Raw genomic sequence first — 18,766 nt, 5'->3', positions numbered from 1 at the left:
TGAGCCGCAGCGCTCATTCGCTATCCTGACAATTTCCGCGCAGCTGAATGGCTTCGGCAATGCGCTCGATGCCTTGGCGGTAGGCGGCCTTGCGATAGGAGATTTCCTCTCGCTCGGCGCGCTCGAAGATCAGCTGGCTCTGGCGCTCCAGGCGTTCGGCCAGCCGCGCGTTGACGTTCTCCTCGGCCCAGCGTTCCCCGTTGCGATTCTGTACCCATTCGTAATAACTGACGATCACCCCGCCGGTATTGGCCAGCACGTCGGGCAGTACCGGCACGCCGCGCTTCTCGAGGCGCTCATCGGCCTGACTAGTGACGGGGCCGTTGGCGATTTCCAGTACGGCGCGGGCCTTGACCTGGTCGACGTTGTCCTCATGGATCTGGTTCTCCAGCGCCGCCAGGGCGAGGACATCGACTTCGAGAGTGAGCAGCTCATCGCGCTCGAGTTTTTCCACGTCGTCGGCGATGCATACCGAGTCGTCGCAGTAGACCATGTCGTGCAGGCGCTGGTTGTGGGTCTTCTGCTCCATGATGGGGTCGGGGTCGAGGCCTTCGCGGCTGTAGATGGCACCCTTGGAGTCGGACACGGCGACGATACGGTAGCCCCGCTCATGGGCCAGGCGGGCGAAGTGATAGGCGGCGTTGCCGAAGCCCTGGATGGCCACGGTAGTCTCCTCGGGTTTACGCCGCTCGCGGGCAGCCCACAGGTCCAGAACGTGCAGGGCACCGCGCCCGGTGGCGGCGACACGGCCCAGCGAGCCGCCCAGGGCGGGTGGCTTGCCGGTGATGGCGGCAGGCACCTTGCCGCGGGCCAAGTGGTCGAATTCGTCGGCCATCCAGCCCATGACCGTGGCATTGGTGTTGACGTCGGGGGCGGGGATGTCGCGGTCGGGCCCCATGATGTCGGCGATGGCGCGTACGTAGCCGCGTGCCAGGCGTTCCAGCTCCAGTTTCGACAGCTGCTTGGGGTCGACCTTGACGCCTCCCTTGCCGCCACCGTAGGGCAGGTCGACTACGGCGCACTTGACCGCCATCCAGAAGCTCAGCGTGGTCACTTCCTCCTGGCTGACCTCCGGGTGGAAGCGAATGCCGCCCTTGGCCGGCCCCAGGATGTTGTTGTACTGCACGCGCCAGCCGGGAAAGACCCTCAGGCTGCCGTCATCCATGCGCACCGGCACACTCACCTGCAGGGACAGGCTGGGCTGCCTCAGGCGCTCCCTGGCGTCGCCCTGTACGCCGATGGCGTCGAACACCTCCTCCAGACGGGAACGGGCATCGTCGAACAGGTTGGCATGATCCATTTGCCCAGACATCGGCTTCCTCCTGATGAACGTGATCCGTCGTTGCCAAGTTCAGCGTAGCAGGCTCGAGTCACGAGAGGTCTATCGTGGGCGTCATCATCCCAGCCACTCGTGGCGCTCCAGGCGATAGATCCAGCAGATGTCGCCACCCATGCGGCGCTGTTCGAGGAAGTGAAAGCCGAGTCGCTCGTAGAAGCGGTGGGCGCGGCGATTGTCGGCAAGGGGATCGACCAGCACTGCGTTGACTTCCGCGACGGCGAAGCAGTGTGCCAAGGCCAGTTGCATCATGGTGGTGCCGTAGCCTTTGCCTAACTGGTCGGGCTCGCCGATCCAGATATCGATGGCACGCAAGCCAGGGACCGCCTCTCCCCAGAAGCCGCTCTCTTCGCGGGCGGGATCAATGATCTGGACGAAGCCGATGGGGTGTCCATCGTGTTCGGCAATGTACTGGCGGCACCAGTCGGTTGGATGACCCAGTTCGGCCTGCCAGTTCCACCTCTCGTTGGGGTTGGCAGCGATGACCTGGGGCTGGCTGTCCCAGTGTTCCAGCAGGGACTTGTCGCTCCATGTTACGGGGCGCAAACGAAGCCTGCGCTTTACGCTCACATCCATATGTCGAGGGGCAAATGAGATTGCCGTCTCCCAAGCATGACGAACTCATGCACAGCATAGCAGCTGTCGCGCCTGTCAGCCGATGGGGCGTTGGCGGGTCATGGAATTGTCATGAGGATGACGCACTGTAACTCATCTTTGGGGGAACAGGGGGGGACGGCATGTCCTGCCGAGAGGAACAAGAGCTCAGGGCGATCATCGAGGGCGAGCGGCTAACGCCCTGTTTTCAACCGATCGTCGATGTGGGGCGGCAGCGGGTGCACGGTTATGAGGCGTTGATCCGCGGACCGGAGGGGCGCGGCTGCATTCGCCGCTGGCGCTGTTCGATGCGGCGATGCGGCAGGGCCTGCTGGTGGAGCTGGACCTGATGTGTCGGCGCCTGGCGATCGCTGCCTTCGTTCGGCTTGGCCTGCCAGGAAGACTGTTTCTCAATGTCATGCCATCGACGATCGTCGAGCGCGACTTTCGCGAGGGGCTTACCCTGGGCTATCTGCGCGAGCATGGGCTGGCACCCAACCGGGTGGTGATCGAGCTGACCGAACACGTGCCGATCCACGATTACGCCCTGATGCGGCAAGCCGTGGCCCACTACCGGGACATGGGTTTTCAGGTGGCACTGGATGATCTGGGCGCCGGGCACTCCAGCCTGCGCCACTGGGCCGAGCTGCGCCCCGACTTCGTCAAGCTGGATCGTCACTTCATCGCCGGCATCGATCGCGAGCCTGGTAAGCAGGAATTCCTGCGTTCGATTCTCGACGTGGCGCGCAGCCTGGGTTGCCTGTTGATCGCCGAAGGCGTCGAGACCGCCGAAGAGTACCGCTGCCTGTGGGAGCTCGACCGCAGCCTCTCGCTGTTGCAGGGCTATTACTTCGCCCGGCCCAGCCTGGTCCCGCCGCAAGTGATCGAGCGCTTTCTTCCCGGCGGGGCGCCGCTGCGCCAGGAAAAGATGCGCAGTGCCCGCGCCGTGCTCAGGCCGCTGGATCCCATCACGCCACGCTGGCCAGTGCTCAACCTGGCGGAGCGCTTTCGTGCCGATCCCAATTTGCGCTGCGTGGCTGTCGTCGACGAAGGACGCCCGGTGGGTGTAATTCGGCGCAACGAGTTCCTGACGCTATTCACCAACCCCTACAGTCATGCCCTGTTCGCCAAGCGGCAGGTGAAGGAGCTGATCGATCCGCGTGTGCCGATCGCCATCGACGAGACGCCGTTGACCGTGCTCAGCCAGCAGATCACCGACAATCGGGACGCGCCTCAGGAGGATTTCGTGATCGTCGATGCCCAAGGGTGTTACCAGGGCATGGGCAATATCGTCGATCTGTTGCGCGAGATCACCGCGATCCAGGTACGCCAGGCACGCCATGCCAATCCCCTGACCGGTCTGCCAGGCAACCTGCTGATCAACGAGACGCTTGGGGAATGGCTGGAGGCTGGGGCGGCCTTCACGGCGGTCTATTGTGACCTGGATAACTTCAAGGCTTACAACGATGCCTACGGCTACGCGCGTGGCGACCGTGTCATCGTGGCATTGGCGCAGTTGCTCGACCAGGAGATGGGGCGGGATGATTTCCTCGGTCATATCGGTGGCGACGATTTCATGCTGCTGCTCGCCGGCGACAGCTGGGAGCGACGTTGTCACGCGATACTCGAGGCGTTCGGCGGCATGGCGCCAGGGTTCTACGATGCCGAGGAACGGCGAGCCGGTGGCGTACGGATCAAGAACCGGCAAGGGCAGGTCGCTTTCTATCCTTTCGTCAGCCTGTCGCTTGCCGCTCGCCCGGTCCGGGATGGGCGCGGTTGCGATCCCCTCGCCATTGCTGCCGAACTCTCCGAGCTCAAACAGCAGGCCAAGCGACGCCCCGGCAATAGCCTGTTCGTCGAGCGTCGACGACTTGTGGGTGAAATGACTGCCCGCCGCATGGGACGGGGCAGCCCGGCTAGGGTCACCTCACTCGCGATACAGCTGCAACGTATAGTTGCCGCTCTCGCTGTTGCTGTAGGACCTGGCGATGGCGCGATAGGTGCCCGGCTCCAGGCGGGTGCTGATACGGGCGTTCAGGTCACCGGCTCCGTCGTCGTCGCTCAGGAACAGGCCCTGGCCTTCCAGCTCCAGATAGGCGTCGAAGTCGTCCGAGAGCAGATCCAGGCGATAGTGTCCGGCACTTTCCACTACCAGCTCGTAGTAGTCGCGGGCGCCCGACTCCAGTCGGGCCTGCACGGGGCTGTCGACCTCCAGTTGGCCGTTGCTGGGCAGGTCGTCGATGTCGATGGCGCTGGCACGCAGCTCGAACAGGCCGCTGCCATGTCCACCGTGGCTGCGGGCGGTCAGCTGGTAGCTGCCGGCCTCCAGCGAGGCGTAAAGGCGCGCGTTGAGCCCTTCGCCGCCGTCATCGTCACTGAAATGGACGTTGTTGCCACTCAGTTCGAGATAGGAGTCGAAGTCGGAAGAGAGCATCTCGATGGTGACTGCCGCCGGCGACTCGAGGGTGAACTCGTAGTTCAGCGACTCGCCGCTGAACCAGCCATGCAGCGGTTCGTCGATAGCGAGTTCGCCACTGTTGCGCAGCGTCTCTCCGCTAGCCAGCTCATGGGGGCCGAGTTCCAGCGTGTAGAGGCCACTGTTCTGCCCGTAAGCGGAGCGTGCGGTGAGGCGGTATTCGCCGGGCTCGAGGAAATCGGCGATGCGGGCATCGAGGTTGCCGGCGCTGTCGTCGTCCTCGCGGCGATAGCCGTTGGGGCCTTCCAGCACGAGGTAGGCATCGACATCGCTGGAACGCATTTCGATCTGGTACAGCCCGCTCTCTTCGATCGTCAGCGTGTAGTCGTCGCTACCGTCCTGCAGCCAGCCGTCGGCACGCGAGGGCATCTCCAGGGTATCGCTGGTGATGAGTTCCATCTCCCGGCTGGTGAGCGTGAAGGGACCGTAGCTATGCAGGTCATGGCCGCTGACCACCAGCAGGTAGTCGCCGTCGGCATCGATGCGGCGGCGCAATGAGGCAGCGGCCGGCGCATCGTAGTAGGCGACGTTGGAGCTCGAGGCGAGCAGCTGCTGTTCGGCATCGTAGAGCGCCAGCGTTCCCTGCAGAGGTCCGCCGAGCTCGATCTCGATCAGGGTTCCCTCCTCCAGTGGCAGGAGGAAGCGGTCGAAGCGACTGCCGTCCTTGCCGTTGAGCTCGCTGGCAGAGGTGATTTCGCCACGCTGGCGTTCGCCCAGTTGCAGAGTGGGCAGCTCGTTACCTTCGGCGACGGCATCGTCAACGACCGGGGGCGTCGTGGCGTTGGGCAACTGCCAGCCCACGACCAGGCCGACGGCGACACCGCCCAGGGCGGCAAGAGTGACGGTTGAGGCGCTTTTGGCCATGAAAACGTCCTTTTTCAATGGCGGGCATCGAAATGCATGAGGCCTGCCGGGCAGGTGGTTTACATTGGGTAACCATTATATGGCGTTTGCGCATTAAGCGATATGTGCTGAATCAGCGCTTGCACTCTTTCTTTCGAGCACCACACTGGGAAGCTCAGTCATCCACCAAGGAGGGAACGCCATGACTTCCAGAGTCCTGATCACAGGGGCCAACCGCGGCATCGGCCTGGCGCTGGCCCGGCATTACCACACCGAGGGCTGGCGGGTGATCGGCGTATGCCGCAGCGTGTCGCCCGAACTCAGCGAGATCGCCGAACAGGTGATCGATGGTGTCGACGTGACCCGGGCCGAGGACGTTGCGCGTCTCGCCGAGGCCGTTCGCGGTCAACGCCTGGACCTGCTGATCAACAATGCCGGCCTGCTGCACGACGAGTCGCTGGGCTCGCTCGACTTCGACACCATCCGTGAGCAGATGGAAGTCAATGCCTACGGACCGCTGCGAGTGACCGAGGCACTGCTGGACAACCTTAGCGCAGGTAGCAAGATCGCCAACGTCACCAGTCGTATGGGCTCCATTGCCGACAACGACTCCGGCGGGCGCTACGGTTACCGGGCCTCGAAGGCGGCCCTGAACGCCTTCGGCAAGTCGCTGGCCATCGACCTCAAGCCCAGGGGAATCGCTGTCGCCCAGCTCCACCCGGGCTACGTGCAGACCCGCATGGTCAACTTCGGCGGGCTGATCCCGCCCGAAGAGGCCGCTGCCGGTATCGCCGCACGCATCGCGGCGCTGACGCTGGAGAACAGCGGCGGTTTCTGGCACAGCAACGGTGAGCCATTGCCCTGGTAGCGCTTTCCCGCTGCCGTCAGACACGGCGAAGGCTGCCTTCGCCAATGGCGTTGGCGATTCCGGAAAATTTGTGTGTAGGCTAACGGTTTCGTCATCGTGACCGGAGTCTGCCATGACTGCCTCGCCCCCGACGCCTTCGACATCGACATCCCGAGCGGAAGGCTGGTGGGTCCTGGCGGCGACCACCTGGGTGCAGGTGCTGTGCAGTGGGGCCATGCTGCTGGTACCGACTCTCGCTCCCCAGGTGGCGGCGGCCTTCGGCGTGCCTACCGGCTGGGTCGGGCTGCAGGTCAGCCTGCTCTACGGTGTGGCGATGCTCGCCTCGCTGCAGTCGGCAGTAGTGGCGCGGCGTCTGGGCGGTTGCCGGGCCAGCCAGCTGGCCATGGCCCTGGTGTTGGCCGGCTGCATGCTGGCCTTGCTCGGCACGCCCTGGGCACTGCTTGGCACCACCGTGATGCTGGGCCTGGCCTATGGCCTGACCAGCCCAGCGGCGGCGGAGCTGCTGACCCGCTATACGCCCGCCGGGCGGCGCAACCTGGTGTTCTCCATCAAGCAGACCGGTGTACCCTTGGGCGGGGTGCTGGCTGGTCTGCTGGCGCCGACCCTCACGGCGTACTGGAGCTGGCATACAGCTTTCCTGGCGGTGGGGTGGCTTGCCTGAGCATGTTGCTGCTGTTGCAGGTTCGTCGCGCTCTCTGGGACCAGGCGCGCCAGCCCACCGCACCCATGCGCGGCAGCGGCAGCCTGGCCGTGCTGCGCAGCCAGCCCCCGATGCGCTGGCTGGGGGCCGCCGGTTTCTGCCTCTCGGCGGCCCAGCTCTCGCTGCTCAGCTTTGCGGTGGCCTTCATGGTCGAGGAGAGACTGCTTGCCCTGGTTACCGCCGGGGTCGTCGTCTCGGTGGTGCATGTCGCCGGGGTCACGGGGCGCATCGGCTGGGGGGTGCTGGCCGACTACCTGGGCCGCAGCCTGCCGGTACTGCTCGGCTTGGCTTTTACCATCACGCTCGTGTTCCTGGTTCTGGCGCTCCTCGGTGCGTTGCTGCCCACCTGGACGGTCGTGATGCTGCTGGTGCTGGCGGGCGCCACCTCGGTCGGCTGGAACGGCGTCTATCTGGCCGAAGTGGCCAGGCGCTGCCAGCCCGGCGAAGTGGGCGAAGCCACCGCCGCCGTACTGGTGCTCACTTACATGGGGGTGCTGGTGGGGCCCGCACTGTTCAGCCTGATCGTCTGGGTCACCGGAAGCTACGCCGTAGGTTTCTTGCTGCCTGCCGCCACCGGCGGGCTCGCGATACTCAGCCTGCAGCGATACCGCGGGGCAGGCCAAGCCGCCGAAGCCCCCGCGACCCTCAGATGATGCATGATGCACCCGAGCAGAGATCCACCCCGAGGCTGGCAACGGAGCTCAATCGGCGATGGGCAAACGTCCTCGACTGAACGCGGTGAGTGCCACCAACAGGGCCGTGGTGGTGAAGATCGCCACTGCGCTCATGGCCATGCCGACGCCGGGGGAGCCCTGCTCGAACTGGCCGAACACGAAGGTCGAAACGGTGCGCATCCCTGCTGGAGCGACCATGAGTGAAGCGACCAGTTCCCGGGAGGCAATGGCGAACACCAGCAGCATGGCGACGATCAGGCTCGGTGCCAGGGCCGGAAGCAGTATGCGGTGGAAAGTGGTGAAGAAGCCGGCACCGCACACCCGGGCGGCGGCTTCCAGGCTTTCGCTCATCTGGCGGAAGGCCGCCGAGGCGTAGCGTACCGGGTAGGGCAGCAGCAGGCAGGCGTAGGCGAGCAGTAGCATGGCACCGGTATTGTAGACTTGGATCGGCCACCAGCTCTGATTCCAGGCCAATATCAGCCCCACTGCCACCACGATACCGGGCATGGTGTTGGGTAGCAGAGAGAGTAAGTCGAGCACGCCCTTGCCGCGAATGCGTGTACGCACCACCAGGTAGCCGGTCAGCGCGCCAAGTACGCCGGTCAGCAGGGCCGCGCCGATGGCGAGCCCCAGGCTGGTGGAAAGCGCCTGCACGGCGCCGCCGCGGTTGGACAGCAGCGCTTCGAAGTGACGCAGCGAAAGATTCTCCCAGCTCAGCCCGCCGGAGAGGGTGGCGGTGAAGGCGGTGGCCAGCACGGCGAGAATCGGTACCGCCACGGCGGCCAATGCCACCAGGGAGAAGAAGAACAGCGCAGGCCACTTCCAGGGGCCCAGCTCGGCGCGCTCGGCTTGGGCGGGCTTGCCGGTCTGGCTGACATATGAGCGGCGGGTGACCAGCCAGTGCTGAAGGTAGAAGGCGACCATGGCCAGCAGCACCAGCAGCAGTGAGAGCACCGCCGCGCCGGGAATGTCGATGGGCCAGTCCGAGAAGCGTTGATGAATGCCGGTGACCAGCACCGGGAAGCCGGCCTGGGCGCCAAGGGTGGCGGGAGTGCCGAACTCCTCGATGGTCAGCGCGAAGACCAGCAGCAGGCTGGCGGCGATGCCCGGCGTGGAGAGCGGCAGGGTGATGCGCCACAGGGTACGCCAGGATCCGGCGCCATTGACCCGCGCGGCGGCGGCGTAGCGCCCGCCGACGCTCAGCATGGTGCGCGAGACGGCAAAGTAGACCACCGGAAAGACATTGAGCGTCATCACCAGGACGATACCCGAGAAGGAGAACAGGAAACCGCTGGCATTGAGCCCGAGGAGCTGCTCCGCATAGCCGCGAGGTTGCAACGTCAGCATCCAGGAAAGCGCGGCGATGTAAGGCGGGATCATGAAAGGGACCAGAAAGATCAGATCCCAGGCTGCGCCACCGGGAACCCGGGCCAGAGCACGCAGCGCACCCAGCGGGATTGCCAGCAGTGCGCAGACCACTACCACTGCCACGCCTAGGCGTAGGGTGTTACCGAGCAGGCGCAGCAGCGCCGGGTCGGAGAGCGTCGGTGCGAACAGCGTGAAAGCGCCGCCGAGTTGGCCTCGGCTCCAGCCCGGGAAGACCGCTTGCAGGATCACGTAGAGCAGCGGCAGCCCCACCAGCAACAGCAGGGCCACCGCGGTGAACGGCAGGATGATGCCCGCCCCGTTGAGCTGGGGCAGCCGGCCTCGGAGCGAAGACGAAGCGGGTGTCGCCATCAGTTGCCGATGACCTCGCGGAAGCGTGCCAGGATCGCTTCACGGCGTGCTCCCATCTCCTCGGCATCGACCTCGATCAGGGTCAGCTCATCGAGCAGCGGCCGGTTGGCTTCGATATCGCTACGCGCCGGCATCAGATAGCTGGCGGCCACCCGCTCCTGGCCCTGCTCGGACAGTACGAAGTCGATGAAGCGCTCGGCGGCTTCCGGGTGCTGGGTAGAGGCGAGAATCATCATCGGACGCGGGGCAATGACGGTACCGCTTGACGGGAAGATCACCTCGATGGCCTCGCCATCGGCCTGCTGGCCCAGGGAGATATAGTCCACCGCGCCGAACACCACCGACTTGGCGCCTTGCAGCACCGGGTTGAGGGCGCGGGCGTTGGGGCCAGGAACGATCATGCCGTTGTCGCGCAGCCCCTCGAGCAAGGCCCAGGTCTGCTCCTCGCCCATGGCGGTGAGCAGGCCGGTAACCAGCTCGAAGGCGGCGCCGGACTGGGCCGGGTCGGGCATGGTCACCTGGTCGCGGTAGGCCTCGTCGGTCAGGTCGCTCCAGTCGGCGGGTTGGGGAACGTCACTGTCACGGTTCCAGACCAGGGCCAGGGCGGAGATACCCTGGGCGATGTAATGATCGCTCGCGAGGAAGTCCGGCACCGTTTCGGCATTGGGTGAGCGATACGCATGCAGCAATCCCTGCTCGTGCAGCGACTCGGCACTCTCCCAGGAGGCGGAGATCACCACGTCCGCCAACGGATTGGCCTGCTCCGACTCCAGCCGGGCCATCACCTGACCGGTGGTGCCCTGGAAGACATCGACGCGAATGCCGGTCTCGGCGGTGAAATCGGTGGCGAGACCTTGGATCAAGGCATCGGGACCGGCGGAATAGACGGTGAGCGATTCGGCGGCTGCGAGCCCCGGCAGTGCCAGCAGGGCAGCACCGGCGGCGAAGGACTTGAGCGGAGAAGCGTTCATGTTGGCTCCTTGAGTCGAGTCACAGAGTGGCGGAATGAGGGTGTCAGGCGGTGCTGGTGGCTTTCGCTGCCAGCGGCTGTAGCTCGAGGGGGTGCTGCCGGTCGTCCCAGGCACGCAGGGCGGCGAGATCGAGAGCGATGCCGACCCGGCTATTGCGGGCTGGCGCCTCGGTGCAGTACAGCTTGAGATGCTGGCCGCCGGGAAGCGCAAGACGCAGGCTGAAGTGGTCGCCCTGGAACAGCCGGCCCTCGATAAGGGCCTGCAGCTCTCCTTCTCCCGCTGGCGCCAGATGCATCGCGCGGCGCGGCAGCAGCAGCGTGGCCTCGCCCCGATGGTGGCGGGGAACGAGCGGCAGCCGCTGATCGCCGAGGTAGAGCCCCGTTGTGTCGCAGCGTACGGAAAGCAGCGCACCGGAATCGACGAACTCGGCAATGGCGGGCGTGGCCGGTGCCCGGAACAGCGCTTCGGGGGTGTCGATCTGGCGTAGCCGGCCCTGTTGCAGCACCGCGACGCGATCGGCCAGGGCGAAGGCCTCATGCTGGTCATGGGTGACGAAGACGGCAGTGAGACACAGCTCCTCGATCAGAGCGCGAATCTCCAGGACCAGGCTTTCACGCAGCCCCTTGTCGAGATTGGAGAGTGGCTCGTCCATCAGCAGTAGGCGCGGCTTGCCGACGATGGCGCGGGCCAGGGCCACGCGCTGCTGCTGGCCGCCGGAGAGCGTGCCAGGTGCGCGGTCGGCGTATTCGCCCAGGCCCACCAGGGAGAGCGCCCACTCCACCTGAGGGCGGCGGGCGCTGCCCCGGACTCCCTGCATCTCCAGCGGGAAGGCGACATTCTGGGCCACGCTCATGTGTGGCCACAGGGCGTAATCCTGGAACACCATGCCCAGGCGCCGGGCTTCGGGGCTGAGCTGGCGGCCCGCTGCAGCCACGCATTCGCCTTCCAGGAGAATCTGGCCCGCATCGATGTCATGGAGCCCGGCAATGGCACGCAGCAGTGTGGTCTTACCGCAGCCGGAGGGGCCCAACAGCGCCAGCACCTCACCGCGCGGTAGGCTGAGGTCGATACCATCCAGCGCCAAGGTATTGCCGAAGTGCTTGCGCAGCCCTTCGATCCTGAGTGCTTCGATGGTCACTTAGCACACCTCGTCAATGGTAAACGGCCAACGTAATCACGTCGGATGACAGCAAAATGACGCCCTCGTGACGGACAAGGCGCAGCGAAGCTTTTGTCAGATGATGGCATGACGCACTCGAGCCGAGATCCACTCCGAGGCCAGCACCGTGGCGAAGATCATCAGGAAGATCACGCTGACCTGGTTCCAGGCCAGGCTGTTGATCGCCGCGTTGAGCTGCAGGCCGATGCCGCCGGCGCCCACCAGGCCCAGCACCGTGGATTCGCGGATGTTGATGTCCCAGCGGTAGACGCTTATCCCGGCGAAGGCGGGCAGTACCTGGGGCAGCACGCCGTAGTTCAGTACCTGCATGCGGCTGGCGCCGGTGGCGCTGATCGCTTCCACCGGGGTTGGATGGATCTCCTCGATGGCCTCGTAGAGCAGCTTGCCGACGAAACCAATCGAGCGCAGGGCGATGGCGATAATGCCGGCCAGCACCCCAGGGCCGAGAATGGTGACCAGCAGCATTGCCCAGATCAGCGAATTGATGGAGCGAGAGGAGACGATCACCACTAGCGCGGCGCTGCGCACCAGCGGATGAGGCGAGGTATTGCGCGCAGCGAGGAAGGCCACCGGAAAGGCCATGGCGATGCCCAGCAGGGTGCCGAGCGTGGCGATGTTGAGGGTATCCCACATCGGCTTCCACAGCCGCTCGGCGTAGCTCCATTGCGGCGGCAGCATGCGGCTGATGAGATCGCTGCCCTGGCGGCCGGCATCCTCGACGAACACCCACATGGTGTTGTCCGAGATCACCTTCCAGCACAGCAGGAACAACGAGATGCCACCGAGCCAGGCGAGATAGCCGAGCCACTGGGCGCGGGTGGTGCGCAGGCGCCAGATCGGCGTGCCCTGCGGAGTGGTCGAAACGGGCATGAGGCACTCCTTCCTTTCACGCGCACGCAATGAGCGATTCATGCGCGCAGCCATGGCATCACTGTGTCCAGCGGCGGACATGACTGGAGCCGTACTCGCACAGCAGCACGATGGCGATGATGATCAGCAGGATCGCGGCCGAGGTGTCGTACTCGTAGCGACCGATGGAGGTGTTCAGGGTGGCGCCGATGCCGCCGGCACCGACGATGCCGATCACCGCCGATTCGCGGAAGTTGATGTCCAGGCGATACATGGAGAGTCCGATCAGGCGTGGCATCACCTGGGGCTGCACGGCATGGTTCATCACCTGCCACCAGTTGGCCCCGGTGGCGCGAATCGCCTCGACCTGTCGCCAGTCGAGATCCTCGATGTCCTCTGCCAGCAGCTTGGCCATGAAGCCGATGGTGGCGAAGGCCAGGGTGATCATGCCGGCCAGCGGGCCGAAGCCGAACATCACCACGAACAGGATGGCGATGATCACCTCTTGGAAGGTCCGCGAGACGGTGATGATGCCGCGGCAGATCAGGTAAATCGGCAACGGGGCGATGTTGCGCGCTGCTCCCAGACCCACCGGGATGGCCAGAGCCACACCAATCACGGTGGAGGTCAGTGTCATGGTCAGGCTCTCGAGCAGGCCAGCGATGATGTCGCCGCGACGGCTGACGAAGTCGGGTTGGGCGAAGGCGGCAAGAAAGTTGAGCCCTCGCCCCAGGCCCTCGGCAACCCTGGCCCAGTTGACCTGGACGCTGGCCAGCGCCAGTACCAGGTAGACCACGGCGCCACCGATCAGCAGCCAGCGCAGCCGGGCATCGGCGATAGACGGCTGTCGACGCCAATGGCCCACCCGGGCCAGCTGCTCCCGGCTCATTGCATGCCCCCGGCAGTTACGGCGGTCAGCGGCTGATGCAGAGGACGAACCGGTGAAGCAGGCACCTGGTTCGGCGTGGCTTCGCCTTGGGTGTCCCACTCCTCCTCACCATAGATGGTGGTCAGGATGTCGGCGTCGAGCTCACCGGGAGTGCCGTCGAAGACGATACGACCGGCGCGCAGGCCGACGATGCGGTCGGCGAACTGGCGGGCCAGCGCCACGTCGTGGATGTTGATGATGGCGGCCAGTTCGTGTTCGGCGCACAGCTCGCGGATCAGGCGCATGATCTGGCGCGACGTCTTGGGGTCGAGGCTCGCGGTGGGCTCGTCCACCAGCAGCAGCTCGGGGCGCTGCAGCAGCGCGCGAGCAATACCCACCCGCTGGCGCTGACCGCCCGAGAGGGCGTCGGCCCGCTTGTCGAGGGCATGGGGCAGTCCGACGCGTTCGAGCAGGTGAAACGCCTCGGCTACGGCCTCCCGGGGATAACGGCGCAGGAAGCTGCGCCAGAAGCCGACATAGCCCAGGCGTCCGGAGAGCACGTTCTCCATCACCGTGAGGCGATCGACCAGGGCGTATTCCTGAAAGATCATCGCCATGGCGCGTCTCGCCTCGCGCAGGCGCCGGCCGGATAGGCGCGTCAGCTCCACGCCGTCGAGGGTAATGCTGCCCGAGGTGGGTTCCACCAGGCGATTGACGCAGCGGATCAGGGTGCTCTTGCCGGCGCCCGAGGGGCCGATCAGGGCGAGCACCTGCCCGCGGGGCAGGGTCAGGTCGATGTCGCTCAGCGCGTGGTCACCGGTGGGGTAACGCTTGCAGACACTGTAAAGGGTGAGCATGGGCGGCTCCCTTCATTCCTGTATGGCGTCAGCCGGGGCAATGCCCCGGCTGATCGCGCTTGGTCGATCAGGGCGTGCCAAGCACGGCCTGCTTCGCACGATCAGTTGCAGTCGTAGGTGACGCCGTTGGCCTCATCGATGGTGCGAATCACCTCCCAGTGCTCCTGGTAAGTGATGGGAATGAACTGGGCCTCGCCGGAATTGGCGAACTCTGCCTGCAGGGCGCTGCCTTCCCAGTCGAAGGTGAAGAAGGCTTCCTTGACCTGCTCGGCCAGCTCGGGATGCAGGTTGTAGACATGCCCGTAGCCGGTGGTGGGGAAGGTCTGCGAGGTATAGAGAACCTGGTAATCGCCCTCGTTGACCACGCCCCGGGAGATCATGCGATGCGCCACCGAGTTGGCGATGGCCGCCGACTCGTAGTCGCGATTGACCACGCCGAGGATCGAGTTGTCGTGGGAGCCGGAGAAGTCGGTGGTGAAATCCTCGTCGGGCACCAGGCTGAATTCGCTGGTCAGCAGAGCCGAGGGCGCCTTGAAGCCCGAGTTGGAAGTGGGCGAGGTGAACGCCATGCTGCGCCCGGCCAGGTCTTCCATGGTCTCGATGCCACTGCCTGGGTAGGTGATGATCTCCATCTCATAACCGAAGCTGCCATCCTCGGCGGCCATCATGGCGAAGGGCACGAAGCCCGAGCAGTTCACTGCCATGGGGTTGGAGCCGGTGTTGAAGCCGGCAACGTGCAGGCGCCCGGCGCGCATCGCCTCGAGCTGGGCGGCATTGGACTGTACCGGGAAGAACTGCACGCGCTTGCCGGTGAGTTGCTCCATGTGCTCGAGGAAGCCGGCCCAGACCTCGGCGTAGACTGCCGGATCCTCCACCGGGGTGTAGGCGAAAACCAAGGTGTCGGGATCGACCCACTGGGATTCGTCGGTGGGTGTGTCGGCCACCAGGTTGCCGTCGGCATCGGTGAAACGGGGGGCGAGTTCGGCGTTGGCCTGCAGGGCCATGGTGGCCAGCAGGCCGGCAATGGTGCTACGAAGCAGAAGAGGGGCGAAACGCTTGGGTTGCATGTCGGTCACCTGGGTTGCGGACGGTAGCAATCGGTTACGGCTGCCATCCTGCCGTTGGGGGATGACGACTTGCGGTCGATCGCATGACCGTTGCATGACGTGGCCATGACGGTGCCTTCAGCCCGCCAGGTAGAGACTGGCCAGGCCGAAGCCGTAGCCGATGGCTGCGCCGGCGGCGACGTCGCTGATGTAGTGCAGCCCCAGGCCGACCCGTGAGAGCGCAATGAGTGCGGCCAGCGGTACCAGCAGCGGCAGCAGCCAGGGCGCGTGGGCGGCGATCAGCACGCAGAACATCACCGCGTGCATGGTGTGTCCGCTGGGGAAGCTATAGCGGTCGCGGGCCGGCTCGCCGCACTGAATGAGATTGACGAAGGTGATGAAGGGGCGCTCGCGGCACAGCCGGGTCTTGATCACCCGGTAGACGAGGATGGCAACGATCCCCGTCGTGGCGTACTGCAGCAGGTAGGCGAAGCCGGCCTCGGGCTGGAGTAGCGGCTGGGCCGCGATCAGCAGCACCCACACCGGCCAGTCGCCCAGGCGACTGGCCAGGCGCAGGGTGGCGAGCCACGGGGCGTAGAGACTGAGGCTGGCGAAGCGCTGGCACAGGCGCCACTCCAGCAGGTCGAGGCGGTCAAATACCGCAAGCGCGCGTGGACGCATGATTCACCTCCCGGGCTTGTTCGAGTACGGCAAGGAACGTGTCGGCGATGGCCGGCCAGCGGCAGGCCTGGGTGCGCAGGCGTGCGGCGCGGCCTATCTGGGCATAGCGGGCGGGCTGCTGGCACAGCTCGACGGCGGCGGTACGGAATGCCTCGGCATCGCCGGCGGGTACGGTCACGCCGTCGATTCCACTGTCGATGAGTTCGGCGGCGGCGGCATGGCGATAAGCCACCACGGCCAGGCCGCTGGCCATGGCTTCGGGCACTACATTGCCCCAGGTCTCGGAGAGCGAGGGGAACAGGAACAGATCGGCGCTGGCGTAATGCCGGGCCAATGCCTCCGGCGAGATGAAGCCGGTGAAGTGAACGTCGGGCAGCGCCTTCTCCAGCGAGCGGCGTGCCGGGCCGTCGCCGACGATCACCTGTGCCATGTCGGGGCGTGCGCTGCGCATGGCGTGCAGGGTCTCGCGCAGCAGGGTGAGGTTCTTCTCCGCTGCCAGCCGGCCGACATGCAGCGCCACCGGGCGGTGTTCGTCCACACCCCAGCTACGGCGCAGCTCGGAACAGCGCAGCGCGGGCGAGAAGCGCTCATGCTCGATGCCGCGTCCCATCACTTCGAGCCGCTCGAAGCCTTGGCGAACAAGCTCGCCGGCCTGCTGGCGGGTAGGTACCAGGGTGGCCTGGCAACCGTTGTGGAAATGACGCAGCGCCCGCAACAGGGCCGGGGCCAGCCAGGGTACGCCATAGTCGCCGCAATAGTGGTCGAAGTTGGTGTGCCAGCCAGCGACGAGTGGAATGCCCATGCGCCGAGCCACGCGCCTGGCCGACCAGCCCAGCGGGCCCTGGGTGGCCAGGTAGACCACGTCGGGACGCTGCTTCTGCCACAGCCGCTGGATGCGCCGCGCGGCGGGCAGGCCAATGCGCACGGCACGATAGCCGGGCATCGCCATGCCCATTACCCGCAGTTCGCTCTGCATTCCCGGCGTACGCCTAGGGGCATCGGCAGCCGCAGGGTGGGGGCGAATGAGTTGCAACGATACGCCTCGCGCCAGCATTTCGCGGCTCAGCTGTGCAAGGGTGTGGGCGACGCCATTGATCTCGGGTGACCAGGTCTCGCTGACAAGACAGATGCGCATGACATTCTCGCTGCCTGAGTGCTTGTAGGCGAGAGTGGCAGTCGTGAATGACGGCCCGACGACAGAACAATGATGAAAGGATGACGGGTGTCGCCGCACTACAGCATGCCCCACCATGGTCGCCTCGCGCGGCCGGCGAGAATTGGTGAAGCTGGTGGCCTACGCTGCCCGGAGTCTGCCATGAAGCATTCGCCTGCCTATCGCCTCGCCGCCACCATCCTGCACGGCTTCGACGAGTACCGTACCCGCTTCAAGGAGATCACCGCCGATGCCAGCCGGCGTTTTCGCGACGCCGCCTGGCGCGAGGCTCAGCAGGCCTCGGCCGAACGCATCAACCTCTACGAGGAGAAGGTCGGCGAGACCCTGGGACGGCTGAAGCGGGCCCTGGACGAGGACGACCTGACCCACTGCGAGTGCTGGCGCGAGGCCCGCAATCACTACGCCGAGTTGATCAGCGAACGGCTTGACTACGAACTCGCCGAGACCTACTTCAATTCGCTGTTCTGCTCGATCTTTCACCACCGCCACATCCGCAACGACTGGATGTTCGTCTACAGCTCGCGGGATGCGGCGGCTCACCACTCGGGGCTGGAGCCGTGTCGTCGCCTGCGCGTCAGGGGCGACTGGAACGAGGCGATTCGTTGGGCACTGGCCGAGGCGCCGTTCGAGACCCCCTTCGAGGATCTGGAGAGGGACGTGCGCCTGGGCGGTGAATTTCTGCGCGATCACCTGCCCCGAACGATCCTCGATGCGCCGGATGCCGAGGTCGAGCTGCTCAAGAGCGTGTTCTATCGCAACAAGGGCGCCTACCTGGTGGGGCGGATTCACGGCGACGGCGCCCAGGTGCCGCTGGTGCTGCCGATCCTGCACGAGCAGGGCGAGGGGCTGCACCTGGATACCGTGCTGATCGAGTCGGACGAGGTATCGATCATCTTCTCCTTTACCCGCGCCTACTTTCAGGTCGAAGTCCAGGTGCCGGGTGAGTTCGTCGACTACCTGCAGCAGCTCATGCCCGACAAGCCGGAGGGCGAACTCTATTCGGCGATCGGCTTCTTCAAGCACGGCAAGACCGAGTTCTTCCGCGCCCTCAATCGCCAGGTGGCCAAGCGCGAGGACCAGTTCATCATCGCCCCGGGGGTGCGCGGCATGGTCATGGCGGTGTTCGTGCTGCCCTCGTTTCGCACCGTGTTCAAGATCATCAAGGACCGCTTCGACCCCTCCAAGGAGATGACCCACGACACGGTGCGCGAGAAGTACCGGCTGGTGAAGCGCCACGACCGGGTCGGACGCATGGCCGATACCCAGGAATTCTCCAACTTCATCGCACGCAAGGACCACTTTGCCCCGGAGTGCCTCGAGCACCTGCTCGAGGTGGCGCCCTCCACCGTGCAGCTCAGGGGCGACAAGGTGATCATCAAGCACTGCTACACCGAGCGCATGATGACGCCGCTCAACCTCTATCTGGAGCGGTGCGGTGAGGAAGAGACCCAGGCGGTGCTCAAGGACTACGGCAACGCCATCAAGCAGATGGCGGCGGCCAACATCTTTCCCGGCGACATGCTGCTGAAGAACTTCGGCGTCACCCGCCATGGCCGGGTGATCTTCTACGACTACGATGAGGTGTGCTACCTCACCGAATGCAACTTCCGCCACATCCCCGAGCCGATGTACCCGGAGCAGGAGCTGTCCGGCGAGCCTTGGTACTCGGTGGGGCCGAATGATATTTTCCCCGAGGAGTTCGGACCCTTTCTGTTCGCCGACCTCAAGCTGCGCAAGCTCTTCTATCAGCTCCACCCCGAGCTGTTCGACGCCGACTACTGGAAGAGCGTGCAGCAGGCAATCCGCGATGGGCGAGTGATCGACGTCTACCCCTATCGCAACAAGCAGCGCTTCAGCGCCAGCGAGGGGAACGGCCTGGTCTATTAGGCCGAGCGCATTTCAACGACATGAG

At 65.3% G+C, this 18,766-nt stretch carries 16 protein-coding genes and 1 pseudogene; 5 read left to right on the top strand and 12 right to left on the bottom strand.

The annotated features are described in order from the left end of the window. Positions 1-13: 13 nt before the first annotated feature. Together EKK97_RS20110 and EKK97_RS20105 are read right to left on the bottom strand one after the other, a co-directional pair. Positions 14-1,312, bottom strand: a complete 1,299-nt coding sequence (locus EKK97_RS20110; RefSeq protein ID WP_159554667.1) for a Glu/Leu/Phe/Val family dehydrogenase — start codon at positions 1,310-1,312, stop codon at positions 14-16. 84 nt (positions 1,313-1,396) lie between these two features. Next, positions 1,397-1,882 (bottom strand): GNAT family N-acetyltransferase, encoded by a 486-nt coding sequence (locus tag EKK97_RS20105; RefSeq protein WP_234286712.1) that lies wholly within the window; start codon positions 1,880-1,882, stop codon positions 1,397-1,399. 364 nt (positions 1,883-2,246) lie between these two features. Here EKK97_RS20105 and EKK97_RS20100 point away from each other — a divergent pair. Continuing rightward, a pseudogene (locus EKK97_RS20100) lies at positions 2,247-3,479 on the top strand (GGDEF domain-containing protein); the annotation flags it as partial. Positions 3,480-3,857: 378 nt separating this feature from the next. Here EKK97_RS20100 and EKK97_RS20095 read toward each other — a convergent pair. Further along, a complete protein-coding gene (locus EKK97_RS20095) occupies positions 3,858-5,270 on the bottom strand; it encodes a hypothetical protein (RefSeq protein WP_159554663.1) in 1,413 nt (470 codons plus the stop codon). Between the two features lie 181 nt (positions 5,271-5,451). On the opposite strand from EKK97_RS20095, the gene EKK97_RS20090 reads away from it, so the two are divergent. From EKK97_RS20090 to EKK97_RS20080, 3 genes are all read left to right on the top strand, one after another. Continuing rightward, positions 5,452-6,117: an SDR family oxidoreductase gene (locus EKK97_RS20090; RefSeq protein ID WP_159554661.1), complete on the top strand. Its 666-nt coding sequence runs from the start codon at positions 5,452-5,454 to the stop codon at positions 6,115-6,117. A 112-nt stretch (positions 6,118-6,229) separates the two neighbouring features. After that, positions 6,230-6,778: an MFS transporter gene (locus EKK97_RS20085; RefSeq protein WP_159554659.1), complete on the top strand. Its 549-nt coding sequence runs from the start codon at positions 6,230-6,232 to the stop codon at positions 6,776-6,778. Between the two features lie 2 nt (positions 6,779-6,780). Then, on the top strand, positions 6,781-7,470 hold the full coding sequence (locus EKK97_RS20080) for an MFS transporter (RefSeq protein ID WP_159554657.1): 690 nt from the start codon (positions 6,781-6,783) through the stop codon (positions 7,468-7,470). 48 nt (positions 7,471-7,518) lie between these two features. Here the strand turns inward: EKK97_RS20080 and EKK97_RS20075 are convergent, their stop codons facing one another. From EKK97_RS20075 to EKK97_RS20035, 9 genes are all read right to left on the bottom strand, one after another. Then, positions 7,519-9,228, bottom strand: coding sequence for an ABC transporter permease (locus tag EKK97_RS20075; RefSeq protein WP_159554655.1), 1,710 nt, complete (start codon positions 9,226-9,228; stop codon positions 7,519-7,521). Beyond that, positions 9,228-10,199 carry an ABC transporter substrate-binding protein gene (locus EKK97_RS20070; RefSeq protein ID WP_159554653.1) on the bottom strand — a complete coding sequence of 324 codons (972 nt, stop codon included), beginning with the start codon at positions 10,197-10,199 and terminating at the stop codon, positions 9,228-9,230. The genes EKK97_RS20075 and EKK97_RS20070 overlap by 1 nt, the downstream gene beginning before the upstream one ends. 43 nt (positions 10,200-10,242) lie before the next feature. Beyond that, positions 10,243-11,337, bottom strand: coding sequence for an ABC transporter ATP-binding protein (locus EKK97_RS20065; protein ID WP_159554651.1), 1,095 nt, complete (start codon positions 11,335-11,337; stop codon positions 10,243-10,245). A gap of 96 nt (positions 11,338-11,433) precedes the next feature. Continuing rightward, positions 11,434-12,249 (bottom strand): phosphonate ABC transporter, permease protein PhnE, encoded by an 816-nt coding sequence (gene phnE / locus EKK97_RS20060; RefSeq protein WP_159554649.1) that lies wholly within the window; start codon positions 12,247-12,249, stop codon positions 11,434-11,436. 58 nt (positions 12,250-12,307) lie between these two features. After that, positions 12,308-13,117 carry a phosphonate ABC transporter, permease protein PhnE gene (phnE, locus tag EKK97_RS20055; RefSeq protein ID WP_159554647.1) on the bottom strand — a complete coding sequence of 270 codons (810 nt, stop codon included), beginning with the start codon at positions 13,115-13,117 and terminating at the stop codon, positions 12,308-12,310. After that, positions 13,114-13,953: a phosphonate ABC transporter ATP-binding protein gene (phnC, locus tag EKK97_RS20050; protein WP_159554645.1), complete on the bottom strand. Its 840-nt coding sequence runs from the start codon at positions 13,951-13,953 to the stop codon at positions 13,114-13,116. The genes phnE (EKK97_RS20055) and phnC overlap by 4 nt, the downstream gene beginning before the upstream one ends. Positions 13,954-14,054: 101 nt before the next feature. Then, positions 14,055-15,020, bottom strand: a complete 966-nt coding sequence (gene phnD, locus EKK97_RS20045) for a phosphate/phosphite/phosphonate ABC transporter substrate-binding protein (RefSeq protein WP_159554643.1) — start codon at positions 15,018-15,020, stop codon at positions 14,055-14,057. Between the two features lie 117 nt (positions 15,021-15,137). Then, complete coding sequence (locus tag EKK97_RS20040; protein ID WP_159554641.1) at positions 15,138-15,680, bottom strand: phosphatase PAP2 family protein; 543 nt, start codon at positions 15,678-15,680, stop codon at positions 15,138-15,140. Continuing rightward, positions 15,652-16,815: a glycosyltransferase family 4 protein gene (locus EKK97_RS20035; protein WP_159554639.1), complete on the bottom strand. Its 1,164-nt coding sequence runs from the start codon at positions 16,813-16,815 to the stop codon at positions 15,652-15,654. The genes EKK97_RS20040 and EKK97_RS20035 overlap by 29 nt, the downstream gene beginning before the upstream one ends. A gap of 180 nt (positions 16,816-16,995) precedes the next feature. Between EKK97_RS20035 and aceK the strand changes: the two genes are divergently transcribed. Further along, positions 16,996-18,741: a bifunctional isocitrate dehydrogenase kinase/phosphatase gene (aceK, locus tag EKK97_RS20030; protein ID WP_159554637.1), complete on the top strand. Its 1,746-nt coding sequence runs from the start codon at positions 16,996-16,998 to the stop codon at positions 18,739-18,741. Positions 18,742-18,766: the final 25 nt, after the last annotated feature.

It is taken from the genome of Billgrantia tianxiuensis (genome assembly GCF_009834345.1).
GTDB classification, from domain to species: Bacteria; Pseudomonadota; Gammaproteobacteria; order Pseudomonadales; family Halomonadaceae; genus Halomonas; species Halomonas tianxiuensis.
Note: the sequence above shows the minus strand (reverse complement) of the source record. Positions and strands in the feature narration are given on the sequence as shown.